Raw genomic sequence first — 15,818 nt, 5'->3', positions numbered from 1 at the left:
CACCTCGACTTGCAACAATTCAACAGCGGCGCCCTTGCCGCTGTTGTTACTTCTGTGCCATCATTGTTAGCTCAACAAACTAATAATAATTATTAATTTCGTGCTAAAACAAATCAGATTTGTGCTCGTGCCGCTGCTGAGCGGTTTGGGGCTCGCCTTTATTATGGTGCTGGCCACACCCTCGCTGCGGGATGCCTTACTGCCAATGTTGGCAAGCGACGGCTTTAGCGGCTCACATATGAGCTATGCCACTGCCGTAAAACGCGCCGCACCCGCCGTGGTCACGGTTTATTCCGAACGCATTTCTACTCAACCCCGTTACATGCAGCAACAAAGCACGGTATCGGAAATTGGCTCCGGCGTAGTAATGAGCGCAGATGGTTATATTCTTACCAACTACCATGTTATCAATAGCGCCGATGTGATCATGGTGATGCTCAGCGATGGCCGCCACTTTAGTGATGTGCAACTGGTGGGTTTTGATACCGTCACCGATCTGGCCCTGTTAAAGATAAACGCACAAAGCCTGCCTACCATTCCCATTGATGAAACCTTTTCCCCCCAGGTTGGCGATGTGGTCCTGGCTATAGGTAACCCCTTAAATCTCGGGCAAACCATTACCCAGGGCATTATCAGTGCCACGGGTAAGCAGCGACTCACCGACAGCTCACACTCAAGCCTGTTACAAATGGATGCCGCCATCAACGTCGGTAACTCGGGGGGCGCCCTGGTTAATTCCCATGGCGATCTGGTGGGTATTACCTCGGCCCAGTTTAAAACCCGTAGCAACCTGGATATTCAAGGGATCTTTTTTGCTGTGCCCTACTCCTTGGCCAAAGACGTGATGGATAAGTTGATCCGCTACGGCCGTGTGGTGCGCGGTTATATGGGTATGGATGTCACAGCCGTAGATAAACAAGGGCGCGATGTCACCAATAATAAGATGGCCATAGCTGGCATGCGCATTAATAAGCTCGACCCCCTTGGGCCGGCTTGGCAGGCGGGTATAAAAGAAGGCGATATAGTTATTCGTATGGGTGGCCACTCGGTCAGCAATATACAGCAAAGCCTAGAGCGTATTGCCAATACCAACCCGGGCACCGAGCTGGAGGTTGAACTCTACCGCGATGGCGAACTACATAAGCTTACGGTTACCGTGGCCGAGCTGGAAACTCGCATGTAATGCTATTGATATAAAAAAAAAGCTGCCATCAGGCAGCTTTTTTTATGTTCGCAGTTAGTCGCTTACGCGCTTGATGTTAGCGCCTAACGCGGTCAGCTTATCCTCGATATGCTCATAGCCTCTATCAACGTGATAGATGCGATCCACACGAGTTTCGCCCTCGGCGATAATACCGGTAAGAATCAAACTGGCCGAGGCACGCAAGTCCGTGGCCATCACTCGCGCACCGCTTAATTTAGGGGTATCACCACAAATGGCGGTATTGCCCTCAAGGCGGATGTCTGCACCCATGCGCTGCAGCTCAGGTACGTGCATAAAGCGGTTTTCAAAGATGGTCTCTGTAATAGTCGCGCTGCCCTTGGCTACCACGTTTAGGGCGGTAAACTGGGCCTGCATATCGGTCGGGAAACCCGGGTGCGGTAAGGTTTTAATGTTGACCGCTTTAAGTTCACGATCGCGCATATCCAGATAAATGCTATTCTCAGTGACCTCAATATGGGCATTGGCTTCGCGTAACTTTTCAATTACTGGCTCCAGGCTCAAATGATCCGTGTTCTTACACAGGATATCGCCTTTAGCCATGGCCGCAGCAACCAAGAAGGTGCCGGTTTCGATACGGTCAGGCAAGATGGAATGCTCGCAACCGCCTAAACGCTCAACCCCTTCAATCTCGATGCGGCTGCTGCCGGCACCGCTGATCTTGGCACCCATATTATTCAGGTACTTAGCAAGATCGCTGATTTCAGGTTCGCGGGCGGCATTTTCCAGTATGGTTTTACCTTCCGCCAGGGTTGCTGCCATCAGCAAGTTTTCCGTAGCGCCTACACTCACTGTATCCATAAAGATTTCCGCACCTTTAAGACGACCATCAACCTGAGCGTGAATATAGCCGTTTTCCACTTCAATCTGTGCACCCATGCGGCGCATGCCTTGAATATGGATATCGACCGGACGGGCGCCTATGGCACAACCGCCTGGCAAAGAAACCTGGGCCTTACCAAAGCGGGCCAATAAAGGGCCTAGGGCCAAGACCGAGGCGCGCATTTGCTTTACCAATTCATACGGCGCCAGGATGTTGTCGACCGTAGCGCCATCGACGATAAGCTTGTCGTCTTGCCAATACACCTCGGCACCCAGCTCTTTTAGCAGGGCTTCCGTGGTAGTGATATCGCGTAATTTGGGAACATTGCTAAAGCAGCTTTTAGAATCAGCTAAAAGGGCTGCAAATAGTATGGGCAGGGCGGCATTTTTCGCCCCGGAAATGGTCACCTCACCGCTTAACGGGGTGCCACCTTGAATAATAAAATGATCCATTACTGTGCCTGTTATTGCGGAAGGATAAATTTGCGTTCACGCTGCCACTGTTCTGGCGTAAAGGCACGAATAGTCACAGCATGTATGGTGCCATCTGAGATTTGCTCCATCAGTGGCTTATACACCAACTGCTGTTTTTTGACCGGGGTTAACCCGTCAAAGCAGTCACCCACGGCGATCACCTGATAGTGGGTACCTTCAACTTTAACTATTACTTCTTCGAGCCCTAGCTCGTCTTTCAATAAAGCTTCAACTTGACTGCTTTGCATTACTCTCACTCAAAAATTTTGTCGACCTGACCCAGTTGCATCAACTTTTGCAGCTGTTCAGGGATATGCTGTAATCGCAACTCTTTACCTTGCTTATGAAGCTGCGACAAGCTGTCTAATAACCAGGCCAACCCAGCGGTATCAACGTGACTAACGTCATTTAAATCCAGTGCTACCTTTGTACTGCCACTGGCGAGCAGCTGCTGTACCAAGGTCTTATCGGCAACACTATATCGGGTTAATTCACCGCTAAGTGTAAATTGGTCATCACTTTGTTGTGATAAGGTCAGGCTACTCATTGCCACCTTCACCACGAAACTGAACTGGCAGTTTACTTTTCTTCTCTAGTAAATCAATGACATGTTCAATGCCTTCCTGGCGTAAAATACCATGCAGCTCACTTTGTTTGGCATCAAGCAAACTAATGCCTTCGGCTATCATGTCATAAGGCGCCACTGATTGCTATTATCCTTACGCACTTTAAAGCCAATATCAATGTCTGGCTTACCCGGATCTTTAATCGTGGTTTTTACCACTACCACAGTATCGCTACCGAACTCTTTCGCACTGTCGAATTCCACGGTTTGGTTAGTGTATTGGGTAAATACACCGGCATAAGTGGCTACCAGATAATCCTTAAACACATCCATAAAGCGCTTAATATTTTCGATGGCCTGCTTTTTCTCCTCAGGGTCTTCGATATTACGCGCCTTTTGAATATAGCTCGCCAGCACGCGATAAGAGGCATACTTATAATCGACATAAGGAAGAAGCTCTTCTTCCACTATCACCTTTAGATGCTCTTTATCGGCGGCAATCTTGCTTTGGTCATGTTCGATACGCTTAAAGGTTTGATCTGCAACCTGGCGCACCATTTTATATGGGTCGCTTAAATCAACTTCCACCGCCTGCGCCTGAGGGGCTAGCAGCAAAACTAATCCTGCTACGAAACTGAAAACCTTATCCATAACTACCTACTCGCTACCTTGATTGAATAGAAACTGGCCGATTAGCTCTTCCAACACCAAGGCAGACTTGGTATCGGTGATCATATCGCCGTCCTTTAACGCTTTTGACTGCACGCCAAAGATGGCGTCAATTGATAACTCATCATCTTGTTGCGACTCGGCCACAGCATTACCCAAACAGGCCTGCTGCGCTTGGTTGCTGGCAATAACCGGGTTAAGGCCCAAGTATTGCTCACCTAAGATTCCCGAGGTCAAAATCGATACCGAAGTGGCATCGGAAAACTTACATTCATAGGCGTTATCTATGGCCATATAGACCACAGGCACAAACTCACTCGGGTGCACCTGAATGGTTTCGACACGGCCGATAACCACCCCGCCCACCTTGATAGGTGCACGAGATTTTAGTGATCCTATATTTTCAAACTTAGCCTGCAATGAATAAGTGCCATTGCTGCCGCTTAAACCCGCATTGGCTACCTTGAGCGCCAGCATAACAAGCGCGGCAATGCCCAGAGAGACAAACAAGCCGACCAAAATTTCAATTTTTCTCGAATTCATGGTGTTAATCCTTTAGCCGCCAAACATCACGGCGGTCAAAATAAAATCGAAGCCAAGCACGGCCAGTGAAGAATGGACAACGGTTTCCGTTGTCGCTTTGCTGATCCCTTCCGATGTGGGGACGCAGTCATAACCCTTGTACAAGGCTATCCAGGTCACCACTAAGGCAAATACACAGCTTTTAATGATGCCGTTGAGTATGTCTTTCTCGAACGACACCTGCGATTGCATAATTGACCAGAAACTACCGCGGTCAACGCCAAGCCAATCAACGCCGACTAAATGCGCCCCTAAAATGGCCACCGCAGAGAAGATGAGTGCCAGCGCTGGCATGCTGATCATGCCCGCCCAAAAGCGCGGTGCAATAACCCGTTTCAAAGGGTCCACCGCCATCATTTCCAGACTCGTAAGCTGTTCGGTGGCCTTCATTAATCCAATTTCTGCAGTTAACGCACTGCCGGCACGCCCGGCGAACAATAGCGCTGTAACCACAGGGCCTAATTCACGCAATAAGCTCAGTGCCACCAAGGGCCCCAAACTGTCTTCGGCGCCATAATCCACCAACACGGTATGACCTTGCAACGCTAATACCATGCCGATAAACAAGCCGGATACCACAATAATAATCAGAGATAAGAAACCCACCATGTAAAGCTGGCGGATCAGCAGCGGCGTGCCCTTACGAAAGTTAGGCATGCTTATTAAAGCACCTAACAACATATAGGTAGCACGGCCCATAGAGGCGAAGCGGCTCAGGGTTTTATGCCCCAGGCGCTGCCAAAACTCGAGCAAGGCTGACATTATGACATTAACTCCTGTTCATAAGGCTGAGCATCAAAATGAAATGGCACAGGACCATCGGATAAGCCCTGTAAAAATTGCTGCACCAGAGGCGACTCATGCTTGCGCAGCTCATCCGGGCTGCCACAACCTATCACCCCTTTTTCAGCGATGATAATCACGTGATCGGCGATGCTCATTACCTCGGGCACATCATGAGTAACGATTAAGGACGACAGCCCAAGAACATTGTTAAGCGAGCGGATCAACTTCACCAGCACGCCCATGGAAATAGGGTCTTGCCCAGCGAACGGCTCGTCGTACATGATGAATTCCGGGTCCAGGGCGATAGCGCGCGCTAGTGCGGCACGACGGGCCATGCCACCAGAGAGCTCTGCGGGCATTAAGTCTTTAGCACCACGTAAACCCACGGCTTGCAGCTTCATTAAGACAATAAGACGGATTAATTCTTCGCTTAGCTGGGTATGCTCGCGCAGTGGAAAGGCGATATTGTCGTACACCGACATATCGGTAAATAAGGCGCCGCTTTGGAACAGCATGCTCATTTTCGTGCGCGCCTTGTATAACGCTGCGCGATTCATGCTGGGAATGCTTTGACCTTGAAAAAGAATATCGCCACTATTTGGCTTGAGCTGACCGCCGATCAGCCGCAGCAAGGTGGTTTTACCTATACCACTGGGACCCATAATGGCAGTGATCTTCCCCTTGGGAATGGTTAGGCTCATATTCTGATAGATAACACGCTCCGCGCGTTTGAAGGTAACATCCTTGATTTCAACGATTGGTTGCGACAAGTCGCTCTCCCACTATTCTTCTATCATGTGACCCGACATTTTAAAGTTTTTTTGCGCCGAGGGAAAAAAGAATCTGTAAAAATTTGTAAGATCATTCAACAAAGCTGTAATGACGACAAATTAGGTGCGTTTTTTTACACAATTACAACGGCTTTTGATACTATTTGCGCCAGTATTTTTTCTAACTCATTGGCTTTGCACTCATGCTCACTTCTTTTGCCATTCTCGTCGCCGGTTTTGTCGCTCTCGTTTGGAGTGCTGACCGTTTTGTCTTTGGCGCCGCGGCTTTGGCACGCAACCTTGGCGTACCCGCTTTAATCATAGGTTTAACCGTAGTCGCTATGGGCTCTTCCGCCCCGGAAATGATGGTGTCGGCGTCAGCGGCGCTGGCGGATAAAACCGATACTGCGGTCGGTAATGCTGTGGGCTCAAATATAACCAATATTCTGCTGGTGCTGGGTATCACCGCCCTGTTGCGCCCGCTGTCAGTGTCCTCGGTAACACTTAAACGGGAAATGCCCTTGGTTTTTGTGGTCTCTGTGGCCGCCTGGTACATGTTTACCGACAACTATTTCTCCAGTGTAGAAGGCTGGTTGCTACTGGCCGGCTTTGTCGCCTTTATCGCTTTTCTTATCGTTATTTCACGCCAGCACAAGAATACTGAAGACGACCCCTTTGTCAGCGAAGCCTGTGATGAAATCCCTAAAGACGTAAGCACCAAAACCGCCTCACTGTGGCTGGTTGTGGGCCTGATACTACTGCCGGTCAGTTCGCATTTTATCGTTTCTTCGGCGGTGGAAATCGCTCAATTCTTTGGTCTTAGCGACCTGGTAATCGGCCTCACCATTATCGCCATTGGCACCAGTTTGCCAGAGCTTGCCGCCTGTGTGGCCGGGGTGTTAAAAAACGAAGACGACCTGGCCCTGGGTAATATCGTCGGTTCAAACCTATTCAATATCCTTGCCGTGCTTTCTCTTGCTGGCATTCTTAACCCTGCTGTGATTGACCCGGCTGCAGCCAACCGCGACGCCCTGGTGATGATAGCCGCGACCATAGTATTAATTGCCATGAGTTTGAACTTTCGTGGTGCCAGACGCATCAACAGGTTAGAAGGAGGCATGTTGCTGGTCGCATTTTTTGCCTACCAAGGATATATTTTTAGTCAGATAGCATAGAGTAAGCGTATATGACACAAAGCTACATCGCTTCCGCCCAGCGGGTGATAGAGACAGAAGTTCTTGCCCTTCAAGAACAGCTACAACATCTGGACGAGCAGTTTATTCAGGCCTGTGAGCTAATGAAGGCCTGCGCCGGACGCATTATCGTGGTCGGCATGGGCAAGTCAGGTCATATCGGCAACAAGATAGCCGCCACCCTGGCCAGTACAGGCACCCCGGCCTTTTTTGTGCACCCGGGAGAAGCCAGTCACGGAGATTTAGGCATGATCACCGCCCAGGATGTGGTGTTATTGATCTCTAACTCCGGCGAGACTCATGAGATTGTCAGCATCATCCCCGTGATTAAGCGCATTGGCGCAACCTTGGTGGCCATGACAGGCAACGCCCAGTCAAGCATGGCTACCCTGGCGGATCTGCATATCTGCATCGGCGTTTCTCAGGAAGCCTGCCCCTTGGGCCTGGCTCCCACCGCCAGTACCACGGCCACTTTAGCCATGGGCGATGCCATCGCCGTTGCCCTGCTCGAAGCCAAGGGCTTTACCGCCGATGACTTTGCCCTGTCCCACCCCGGCGGCAGCCTGGGTAAACGTTTATTGCTAACGCTTAACGACGTTATGCACAGCGGCGATAGCGTACCGCGTTCGCATCAATCACAAAGCATTAAAGAAGCCTTGTTGGAAATTTCCAGCAAGGGCCTGGGCATGACGGCTGTTATAAACGATGAGCAACAACTGGTTGGACTCTTTACCGATGGCGACCTGCGCCGAGTGCTAGAGCAACGCATCGATATCCATAGCACCGCCCTGCTCGAGGTAATGACACCAAATTGCACTACGGCCACCGCTAATATGCTGGCCGCCGAGGCACTTAATATCATGGAACAAAAGCGTATCAACGGTCTGATCGTCATCGATCAGGATAGTCGCCCGATTGGCGCCCTGAATATGCAAGACCTACTGCGTGCGGGAGTGCTCTAATGCAATTTTCCGATTTGTATCAGCCCATAGAGCAAGATGCCTGGCAAAGAGCGCAGGCGGTAAAATTGCTTATCTGCGATATCGACGGCGTGTTTTCCGACGGCCGTATTTATTTGGGCAATCAGGGTGAAGAGCTCAAAGCCTTTAACACCAAAGACGGCTTTGGCATTAAGGCGCTGCTTAATAGCGGTACTCAGGTGGCGGTGATCACCGGCCGCCAGTCACAAATAGTGCAAACCCGCATGGAAAGCCTGGGCGTCCCTTATATTTATCAGGGCCGTGAGCATAAACTCGATGCCTATGCCGAACTCAAGCAAACCCTTAATCTGAGTGATGAGCAGGTTGCCTATATAGGTGACGATGGCCCGGATTTGCCGGTAATGGAAAAAGTAGGTTTTGCCGTGGCCGTTAATGACGCGCACCCCCTGGTGAAACGTGTTGCCCATTACACCACTATGCTGCCAGGTGGCTTTGGTGCGGTACGCGAACTCACTGACCTGCTGATACTGGCCAAGGGCGGCAGCCTAGGCACTGAGGGCACCAGCTCATGAATATGGCGCGGGTGCTGATATCCATCGTTTTTATTGCGCTTATGGCCTGGCTATGGGCACCCTATTATATGCAATCGGAAAAAACGGTAAAAAGCAGCAGCGATGCCATTTCTATCCCGGATTATATTGCCACCGGACTAAGACAAAGCAGCTATAACGATCAGGGGACGTTAAGCCACACCGTCTATGCTGAACATATGGAGCTCTTCGACGAGCTGGGTTTTACCCACTTCAAGAAGCCGGTATTTACCCTCTATAACGACGGTGAACGTTGGCGTGTAACCGCCGATGAGGCGACGCTCTACAATAATAATATTTTGATCTTGGAAACCAACGTCATCGCCACCAATTTAATACCAGGGGCAATGATCGAAAAGGTCCAAGCAGCAGCTATCCAAATAGACATTGATGCCCAACGTATGGAATCGGAACAAAGTGTTGAGCTCAGGGGGCCGGATCTACTGATCACAGGTCAGGGCTTGAAAGCGGATATCAATACAGAGATAGTGGAACTAATAAAACATACGCGAACGGTATATTATGACCAGTAAATTCAAAGCATTAATCATAGGTTTGGGGTTCGGACTAGGCGCTGTAAATGCCTGGGCAGAGCAACCAGCCACGGTGACGGAAGTACAGATCGACGCCGATAAACAGCAGGCGCTGATCAAAGAAAACATCACCATTTTTGATAAAAATGTGCACATTGTTCATGGTCAACGAGAAATCAAGGCGGATCGCCTTGAGGCCCACCGTCGCCCTGAGTTAGGTGATAACAAGCAGCTGCTTATTGCCACCGGCAACCCGGCCATCTACAGCGAAACCATGGACGATGGTACGCAAATCACCGCTTCAGCTAAGGAAATCCGCTACGATGTAGCCACGCAAATGCTACAGATTTCCGGCACCGCCAAAATTGCCATGGCCGATCAACAGATCGTCGCCGAGACGATCAGCTATGATATAAACAAGCAGCTGATCAGTGCCGAAAAAGATAAAGATTCGAGCACCCGTGTAAGAACCACGCTCACACCGCAAAATGACGAGCAAAAAGAGAAGGGACAACCATGACCACGCTGAAGGCGCAAAAGCTGGCAAAAAGCTATAAAGGCCGTGAAGTGGTCAAGGATGTGGGCCTAGAAGTCAAAGCCGGCAGCATAGTCGGCTTGCTTGGCCCAAACGGCGCCGGTAAAACCACTACCTTCTATATGATTGTGGGTCTGGTACCAAGCGACAAGGGTGTGATCAGCATCGATGAGCAGGATATCACCCTGCTGCCCATGCATTCACGCGCCCGTTTAGGCATAGGTTATTTGCCGCAAGAGTCTTCTATTTTCCGTAAATTGACCGTCTATCAGAACCTGATGGCTATTTTGGAAACCCGTAAGGACCTGGATAAAAGCGGCCGTGAAAGCGAGCTCGAAGGTCTGCTGGACGAATTTAATATTCAGCATATTCGTGAGTCATTAGGCATGGCCCTGTCCGGCGGCGAACGCCGTCGTGTGGAGATTGCCCGCGCCCTCGCTGCTAACCCGAAATTTATTCTGCTCGACGAACCTTTTGCTGGTGTTGACCCTATTTCGGTGCTAGATATTAAGAAAATCATTGAACACCTCCGCAACCGTGGTATTGGCGTTCTTATTACCGATCACAATGTGCGCGAAACATTAGATGTATGTGAAACTGCCTATATCGTCTCCCATGGCGAGCTAATCGCATCTGGAACTCCCCAGCAGGTATTAGCAGATCAAACAGTACGCGATGTGTATTTAGGTGAGCAGTTTAGGCTTTAATCACAAAAGGATTGTTAGAGTACATGAGGCAATCATTACAGCTGCGTCTAGGCCAGCAATTAACAATGACCCCACAATTGCAGCAGGCTATCCGCCTGTTGCAGCTCAGTACTTTGGATCTCCAACAAGAAATTCAAGAAGCGCTTGATGCCAACCCCTTGCTCGAAATCGAAGAAGAGCATTACGGCGATAGTGACCTGCCACGCGATAAAAATTCGGCGGCCGACAGCGATAGCGACATTCAAAGCAATAACAGCACAAGCAATCAGGACGAAGTTGAAAGCGGCGACGCCCTTAACAATGACTCGATCAGCGATGAGCTACCCATGGACGTATCTTGGGACGAGTACATCAGTGCCGCCCCGGTTGCATCTGGGCCCATGCCCGATGACGAGTCTATTTACCAAGGCGAAACCACAGAAACCCTGCACGATTACCTGATGTGGCAATTACGCCTCACCCCGTTTAGCGCCATAGATGAAGCCATTGCCACCGCGATTATCGAAGCCATCGACGACAACGGCTTACTTACCGTTAGCACCGAGGACTTGCTCGAAAGCATCAACCATGATGAGCTGGAAGAAGAGATTGAACTCGACGAAATAGAGGCCGTTCTTAAGCGAGTTCAAATGTTTGATCCCATTGGTATTGGCGCCCGCTCACTACAAGAGTGCTTGTTGATCCAGCTCAAGCAATTTTCGCCTCAAACCCCTTGGCTTAACGAGACGAAAGAGGTAGTTTGTAATTATATTGATTTGCTTGGTAACCGTGACTACCGCACCTTAATGAAAAAGACTAAGCTTAAAGAAGCCCAGTTGAAAGAGGTGATGACACTGATACACAGCCTGAATCCCAAGCCCGCCGCGACCATAGTGCGCGAAGAGTCGGAGTATGTGATCCCGGATGTATCGGTGAAGAAGGTCAAGGGTCGCTGGAAGGTGGAATTAAACCCCGACAGCATGCCGAAGATACGTGTCAACGATCACTACGCATCCCTGGGTCGCAACTGCAAATCACAAAGTGACAGCCAATTTATTCGCTCTCACTTGCAAGAGGCAAAATGGTTTATAAAGAGCCTGGAGCAACGCAATGACACCTTACTTAAAGTAACTAATTGCATTGTTCAGCAACAACAGGCATTCTTTGAACATGGCGAAGAAGCAATGAAGCCAATGGTCCTTAACGACGTTGCAGAAATGGTGGAAATGCACGAGTCAACAATCTCTCGTGTTACCACACAAAAATACATGCACACGCCACGTGGGATCTTTGAGTTAAAGTACTTTTTCTCCAGCCATGTGAATACCGAGAATGGAGGTGAATGCTCATCCACAGCGATTAGAGCATTGATCAAAAAGCTAGTAGCCGCGGAAAATCCTGTAAAACCGTTAAGCGATAGCAAGATTACCGACATACTAGCAGAGCAAGGAATCAAAGTGGCTCGACGAACGATTGCAAAATATCGTGAATCGTTGGCCATACCACCGTCAAATCAACGTAAAAGCTTGATATAGACGTTAGACAAGAAGGAAAATGCTTATGCAATTAAATCTTACCGGTCGTCATGTAGAAATCACAGACTCTCTTCGCAACTATGTAAATAGTAAATTTGCCAAATTAGAGCGTCACTTTGACCACATTAATAATGTGCATGTTATTCTTGATATCGAGAAACTCACACAAAAAGCAGAAGCAACACTTCATGTAAACGGCGGCGAACTGTTTGCCACCGCAGAGCATCAGGATATGTACGCGGCGATCGATGGCTTAATTGACAAATTAGACCGCCAGGTAATCAAACATAAAGAGAAATTGTCTCGTCATTAAAATGAGCTTAGATTTACTTTTTTCCAAGGACTGCAGCAAGGCTGCGGTCCTTTTTAATAGCAAAAAAAGAATGTTGGAATACCTCTCTCAGGTAGCACACCAACATATCCCCCACCTCAGTGAGCAAGCCATACTGGATTCCCTTCTGGCTCGTGAAAAGCTTGGCAGCACTGGCATAGGGAAAGGGGTTGCCATTCCACACGGTCGCCTTGAAGGCATAGAGAATACCCTGGCCATTATCGTCACCAACCGTGAAGCCATCAATTTTGACGCCATCGACAATCGCCCCGTAGATATTTTTGTGGCGCTGCTTGTACCAGGCGATCAATGCGATCAACATCTCAAGACCTTGGCGAAAATTGCTGATAAACTTAAAGATAAACAATTCTGTAAGCAGCTAAGATCGGTCACCAGTGACCAGGAACTGTACCAGTTAATGGTTGCCTAAGGCACCACATGGGCAGTGCGACTGAGAAGTTCGATTGATAAGTTCGAGTGTTTAACTTTAATGCCAGCATGTGGCTCGGCAAGGGGTGGATAAATGGATTTGATTATTGTCAGTGGGCGCTCCGGTTCCGGTAAATCCGTCGCCCTGCATGTACTTGAAGATCTCGGCTACTATTGTGTCGATAATATCCCGGTCAACCTATTGCCCGCCCTGGTGCGCAGCGTTTCCGACAATTACGATAAAATTGCCGTCAGCATAGACGTTCGTAACCTTCCCAAAGAAGAACAAGAATTCAGCGATATCTTAGGTTACCTACCAGAATTTTCACAACCGACACTGTTTTACCTCGACAGTGACGAGCAGACCCTGATCAAACGCTTTTCAGAAACCCGACGCCTGCACCCGCTGTCGATGCAAAACCTGCCTCTGGACTTGGCCATCCGCGAAGAAAAACAACTACTGGATGTGTTGATCACTCACGCCAACTTTATCATTGATACCAGTGAGTTAAGTGTTCACCAGTTGGCCGAGATGATACGAGAAAAGGTACTGGGTAAAAAAGATAAGCAACTGCTTATCACCTTTGAATCCTTCGGTTTTAAACACGGCATCCCAAAAAATGCCGACTATGTGTTCGACGCCCGCTTTTTACCTAACCCACATTGGGAGCCGGAACTTAAGCCCTTAACCGGCCTAGACCAACCGGTCAAAGACTACCTTGCCAGCCATAGCATAGTGCAAAAATTTACCTGGCAAATTCAAACCTTCGTGCAAACCTGGTTACCTCATTTAGAGCGTAATAACCGCAGCTATCTGACCATAGCCATAGGCTGTACCGGTGGCCAGCACCGCTCTGTGTATCTGGCGCAAACTTTGGGCGAGCGCTTTATGGACTCTCACCCTAACGTGAAAATCCGCCATCGCGAGCAGGAGGGCTAGACTTGATGGAAGCCACCTTTGTTATTCAAAACAAGCTGGGGTTGCACGCCCGTGCCGCCTCACAGCTGGCACAATTGGCAATGAACTTTGATGCCAAGATCACCCTGTATCAGGGTGAGAAAAGCGCCGAGGCCGACAGCGTCCTCGCCTTACTCTTGCTCGAAAGCGGCCAAGGCAAGGAAGTCAAAGTGGTGTGCGAGGGCAACGACGAAGAAGGTGCTCTGGCTGCCATTGGGCAGTTAATCGCAGAAAAGTTTCACGAACAAGAATAGCTCCCTCATTTACCTTTGGTATCTTAGTCTGAGTTAAGGTAAACTTACTAAGCGCTTGTAAGTGCTCGCTTATCGGTGCGTTTCTTCCATTTTTATCGACAAGGGAAGCCTATGCCTGAAGCCTATGAACAAGAAAATCCGCTGCAACCACTTCAAGAGATCACTGAAGCACTCAATAGCGGCCAATTTGTTCATGTACGTCGGCTTCTAGCAAAAACAGCGCCCTGTGACACCGCCCTTTTACTCGAATCATCGCCGCATAAAACCCGTTCCAAGCTTTGGGCCTTAGTCGACCCCGACGTTCAGGGTGACGTGCTCGAAGAGCTGTCTGAAGACGTGCGTCTTAGCATTATTGCGCGCATGGAGCCGGAGCACATTGCCGCGGCGACCGAGGACATGGACGACGATGATCTCGGTGAAGTACTGCGAAGCCTGCCGGAGCCCGTTTATAAAGACGTAATCGAGGCGATGGACAGCCAAGATCGAGACAGGGCAACCACGGCGCTGTCTTATCAGGAGCGCTCGGCCGGGGCCTTGATGAACACGGATACCGTGACCATACGCCCGGACGTATCCATCGATGTCGTGTTGCGTTACCTGCGCCTTAAAGGCGAATTACCCGAGGGCACGGATGAGCTCTACGTGGTCGACAAAGACAACTGCTTTTTGGGCTCACTGCCACTTACCGCCTTGTTAACCAATATGCCCGACGCCATAGTGCGCGAGGTAATGGACGAGGAATGCGAAGTCATTCCCATTAGCATGGACGAGTCGGAAGTGGCTCAACTGTTCGAACGTCATAACTGGATCTCAGCCCCGGTAGTGGATGATCAAGCCCATCTGCTCGGTCGTATTACCATCGATGATATCGTTGACGTTATCCGTGAAAGTGCCGAGCACAGCATGTTAAGCCTGGCCGGTCTTGATGATGAAGAAGATACCTTTGCGCCGGTTGTGAAAAGTACCAAGCGACGCTCTATCTGGCTGGGTGTAAACCTGCTTACCGCCATGTTGGCGGCCTTTGTGGCCAGCTTTTTCGAAACCACCCTGGGTATTTTACCCTTCTTAGCCGTGCTTAACGGCATAGTGCCGTCCATGGGTGGCGTTGCCGGCTCGCAGACCCTGACCCTGGTTATTCGTGGTATGGCCCTAGGCCATGTCAATGAGACCAACCAAAAGTTCCTACTGACCAAGGAGCTGGCCATCGGTGCCTTGAACGGCGTGTTGTGGGCGATACTCATAGGCAGTGCTATTGCCCTGTGGAAATGGGACATCACCATAGGTCTGGTGATTGCCTTTGCCATGTTTATGAACCTGCTGGCCGCCGGTATCGCCGGTGCGGTGGTCCCGCTTATTCTCAAGCGCATGAATATCGACCCGGCCCTGGCGGGTAATGTGGTATTAACTACGGTCACGGATATAGTCGGTATATTCGCCTTCCTCGGCACCGCGACCTGGTTCTTGATTTAGTTCATTGAACCTTATAGAAAACCAAAAAAGCCCAGACAACCTGGGCTTTTTTGTGCGAGTTCAAGGCGTAGTAACCATGGTATGCCACCTTTAACTCATCTACAGAAATTGAAATCTAACTTTGCTGAAAATTGTACTTAATAGATAACTACTAAGCACAATCACAGTAATTATAGTGCTCCCATCCAAGTTGTTACATCGTATCGTTCCAGTGCAATGTATCATTTAACGTAATGGGTGTGTCACCAGCACTTGAATAACTCTCACCACCGAAAGTAGTGAGCGATTGTGCAAGCGATTCGTAGCCAGACTCTTGAATACTTACTCCCGAAATTATTGCTTTGATGGTATCCACATCCCATTGCGTACCATCAGCAAACTGGATGCCATCTAACGCATACACACTTACGCCATCATTGATAAAGAAGTTGGCTACAGTAATAACTTCATTGCCTATCTGCAGCAATAAGTTG

20 protein-coding genes and 1 pseudogene are annotated in these 15,818 nt (G+C 49.4%); 13 read left to right on the top strand and 8 right to left on the bottom strand.

Going from position 1 to position 15,818, the window contains the following annotated elements; genetic code table 11:
• Positions 1-100 precede the first annotated feature (100 nt).
• Positions 101-1,183: a trypsin-like peptidase domain-containing protein gene (locus C2M34_RS03990; RefSeq protein ID WP_105200062.1), complete on the top strand. Its 1,083-nt coding sequence runs from the start codon at positions 101-103 to the stop codon at positions 1,181-1,183.
• A gap of 54 nt (positions 1,184-1,237) precedes the next feature.
• On the opposite strand, the gene murA is transcribed toward C2M34_RS03990, so the two are convergent.
• From murA to C2M34_RS03955, 7 genes and pseudogenes are all read right to left on the bottom strand, one after another.
• Positions 1,238-2,497 carry a UDP-N-acetylglucosamine 1-carboxyvinyltransferase gene (murA, locus tag C2M34_RS03985; protein ID WP_105214880.1) on the bottom strand — a complete coding sequence of 420 codons (1,260 nt, stop codon included), beginning with the start codon at positions 2,495-2,497 and terminating at the stop codon, positions 1,238-1,240.
• A gap of 11 nt (positions 2,498-2,508) precedes the next feature.
• Entirely contained in the window at positions 2,509-2,766 is a 258-nt protein-coding gene (locus C2M34_RS03980) for a BolA family protein (RefSeq protein ID WP_105200060.1), read from the bottom strand.
• A gap of 5 nt (positions 2,767-2,771) precedes the next feature.
• Positions 2,772-3,065 (bottom strand): STAS domain-containing protein, encoded by a 294-nt coding sequence (locus C2M34_RS03975; protein ID WP_105200059.1) that lies wholly within the window; start codon positions 3,063-3,065, stop codon positions 2,772-2,774.
• A pseudogene (locus C2M34_RS03970) lies at positions 3,058-3,734 on the bottom strand (MlaC/ttg2D family ABC transporter substrate-binding protein). Before C2M34_RS03970 ends, C2M34_RS03975 begins: the two are co-directional and overlap by 8 nt.
• Before the next feature lie 6 nt (positions 3,735-3,740).
• Complete coding sequence (gene mlaD, locus C2M34_RS03965) at positions 3,741-4,295, bottom strand: outer membrane lipid asymmetry maintenance protein MlaD (protein WP_105200057.1); 555 nt, start codon at positions 4,293-4,295, stop codon at positions 3,741-3,743.
• 12 nt (positions 4,296-4,307) lie between these two features.
• Positions 4,308-5,096 carry a lipid asymmetry maintenance ABC transporter permease subunit MlaE gene (gene mlaE, locus C2M34_RS03960; protein WP_442792512.1) on the bottom strand — a complete coding sequence of 263 codons (789 nt, stop codon included), beginning with the start codon at positions 5,094-5,096 and terminating at the stop codon, positions 4,308-4,310.
• Entirely contained in the window at positions 5,096-5,890 is a 795-nt protein-coding gene (locus C2M34_RS03955; RefSeq protein WP_105200056.1) for an ATP-binding cassette domain-containing protein, read from the bottom strand. The genes mlaE and C2M34_RS03955 overlap by 1 nt, the downstream gene beginning before the upstream one ends.
• A gap of 203 nt (positions 5,891-6,093) precedes the next feature.
• Here C2M34_RS03955 and C2M34_RS03950 point away from each other — a divergent pair, with 203 nt between their 5' ends.
• From C2M34_RS03950 to mgtE, 12 genes are all read left to right on the top strand, one after another.
• Positions 6,094-7,065 carry a calcium/sodium antiporter gene (locus tag C2M34_RS03950; protein WP_105200055.1) on the top strand — a complete coding sequence of 324 codons (972 nt, stop codon included), beginning with the start codon at positions 6,094-6,096 and terminating at the stop codon, positions 7,063-7,065.
• 11 nt (positions 7,066-7,076) lie between these two features.
• On the top strand, positions 7,077-8,045 hold the full coding sequence (locus tag C2M34_RS03945; protein WP_105200054.1) for a KpsF/GutQ family sugar-phosphate isomerase: 969 nt from the start codon (positions 7,077-7,079) through the stop codon (positions 8,043-8,045).
• Positions 8,045-8,596 carry a 3-deoxy-manno-octulosonate-8-phosphatase KdsC gene (kdsC, locus tag C2M34_RS03940; protein ID WP_105214884.1) on the top strand — a complete coding sequence of 184 codons (552 nt, stop codon included), beginning with the start codon at positions 8,045-8,047 and terminating at the stop codon, positions 8,594-8,596. The genes C2M34_RS03945 and kdsC overlap by 1 nt, the downstream gene beginning before the upstream one ends.
• On the top strand, positions 8,593-9,147 hold the full coding sequence (gene lptC, locus C2M34_RS03935) for an LPS export ABC transporter periplasmic protein LptC (RefSeq protein ID WP_105258132.1): 555 nt from the start codon (positions 8,593-8,595) through the stop codon (positions 9,145-9,147). The genes kdsC and lptC overlap by 4 nt, the downstream gene beginning before the upstream one ends.
• Positions 9,137-9,667, top strand: coding sequence for a lipopolysaccharide transport periplasmic protein LptA (gene lptA, locus C2M34_RS03930; RefSeq protein ID WP_105200051.1), 531 nt, complete (start codon positions 9,137-9,139; stop codon positions 9,665-9,667). Before lptC ends, lptA begins: the two co-directional genes overlap by 11 nt.
• A complete protein-coding gene (lptB, locus tag C2M34_RS03925; RefSeq protein ID WP_105214886.1) occupies positions 9,664-10,389 on the top strand; it encodes an LPS export ABC transporter ATP-binding protein in 726 nt (241 codons plus the stop codon). The genes lptA and lptB overlap by 4 nt, the downstream gene beginning before the upstream one ends.
• Positions 10,390-10,412: 23 nt before the next feature.
• Positions 10,413-11,903: an RNA polymerase factor sigma-54 gene (locus C2M34_RS03920; protein ID WP_105200050.1), complete on the top strand. Its 1,491-nt coding sequence runs from the start codon at positions 10,413-10,415 to the stop codon at positions 11,901-11,903.
• Positions 11,904-11,928: 25 nt separating this feature from the next.
• Positions 11,929-12,216 (top strand): ribosome hibernation promoting factor, encoded by a 288-nt coding sequence (hpf, locus tag C2M34_RS03915; protein WP_022945550.1) that lies wholly within the window; start codon positions 11,929-11,931, stop codon positions 12,214-12,216.
• 1 nt (position 12,217) lies between these two features.
• Entirely contained in the window at positions 12,218-12,664 is a 447-nt protein-coding gene (gene ptsN / locus C2M34_RS03910) for a PTS IIA-like nitrogen regulatory protein PtsN (protein ID WP_105200049.1), read from the top strand.
• Between the two features lie 93 nt (positions 12,665-12,757).
• Entirely contained in the window at positions 12,758-13,603 is an 846-nt protein-coding gene (rapZ, locus tag C2M34_RS03905; protein ID WP_105200048.1) for an RNase adapter RapZ, read from the top strand.
• Positions 13,604-13,608: 5 nt separating this feature from the next.
• Complete coding sequence (locus tag C2M34_RS03900) at positions 13,609-13,875, top strand: HPr family phosphocarrier protein (protein ID WP_105200047.1); 267 nt, start codon at positions 13,609-13,611, stop codon at positions 13,873-13,875.
• A gap of 111 nt (positions 13,876-13,986) precedes the next feature.
• On the top strand, positions 13,987-15,345 hold the full coding sequence (mgtE, locus tag C2M34_RS03895; protein WP_105200046.1) for a magnesium transporter: 1,359 nt from the start codon (positions 13,987-13,989) through the stop codon (positions 15,343-15,345).
• A 193-nt stretch (positions 15,346-15,538) separates the two neighbouring features.
• Here the strand turns inward: mgtE and C2M34_RS03890 are convergent.
• A partial coding sequence (locus C2M34_RS03890) for a calcium-binding protein (protein WP_158681386.1) occupies positions 15,539-15,818 on the bottom strand: 280 nt, incomplete at its 5' end.

The organism is Pseudoalteromonas sp. T1lg88 (genome assembly GCF_002964765.1).
Classification (GTDB): domain Bacteria; phylum Pseudomonadota; class Gammaproteobacteria; order Enterobacterales; family Alteromonadaceae; genus Pseudoalteromonas.
Note: the sequence above shows the minus strand (reverse complement) of the source record. Positions and strands in the feature narration are given on the sequence as shown.